At 65.2% G+C, this 756-nt stretch carries 1 protein-coding gene; it reads right to left on the reverse strand.

Annotation, left to right across the window (positions count from 1 at the left end; genetic code table 11):
• Window positions 1-756, reverse strand: a 756-nt coding sequence (locus tag G9X64_RS15405) for a heme lyase CcmF/NrfE family subunit (protein WP_171376887.1), incomplete at both ends; no start/stop codon positions are given.

The raw sequence follows: 756 nt of genomic DNA on the forward strand, positions 1-756 counted from the left end.
GAAGGTCAGGTTGAAAAAGGGCGCTCCGACGGAAATCTTGTCGCCGGTCAGCGTTTCCAAAAGCAGCGGATAGAGCGTGCCGGTCAGCACCGTGCCGCAGGCGACCGTCAGGATCAGATTGTTGACGACGAGCGCGCCCTCACGCGAAATCGGCGCAAACAGCCCGCCTGCCGCGAGCTTCGGCGCGCGGAAGGCAAAGAGCGACAGCGCCCCGCCGATGAAGATCAGCAGGATGCAAAGAATGAAGACGCCGCGGGTGGGGTCGCTGGCAAAGGCATGCACCGAGGTCAGCACGCCGGAGCGCACCAGGAAGGTGCCCATCAGCGACAGCGAGAAGGTGAGGATGGCGAGCAGCACCGTCCAGATCTTCAGCGCCTCGCGCTTTTCCATGACGAGCGCCGAATGCAGCAGTGCGGTGCCGGCGAGCCACGGCATGAAGGAGGCGTTTTCCACCGGGTCCCAGAACCACCAGCCGCCCCAGCCGAGCTCGTAATAGGCCCAGTAGGAGCCCATGGCGATGCCAAGCGTCAGAAAGGTCCAGGCGGCGAGCGTCCAGGGTCGCACCCAGCGCGCCCAGGCGGCGTCGATCCGCCCTTCCAGCAGGGCCGCAACCGCAAAGGAGAAGCAGACGGAGAAGCCAACATAACCGAGATAGAGCAGCGGCGGGTGGATCGCGAGGCCGACATCCTGAAGAACCGGGTTGAGATCGCGGCCCTCGGCCGGCGCCGGGTCGAGACGGAGGAAGGGATTGGAGGT

Source organism: Rhizobium sophorae (assembly GCF_013087515.1).
In the GTDB taxonomy this organism is placed as follows: Bacteria; Pseudomonadota; Alphaproteobacteria; order Rhizobiales; family Rhizobiaceae; genus Rhizobium; species Rhizobium sophorae.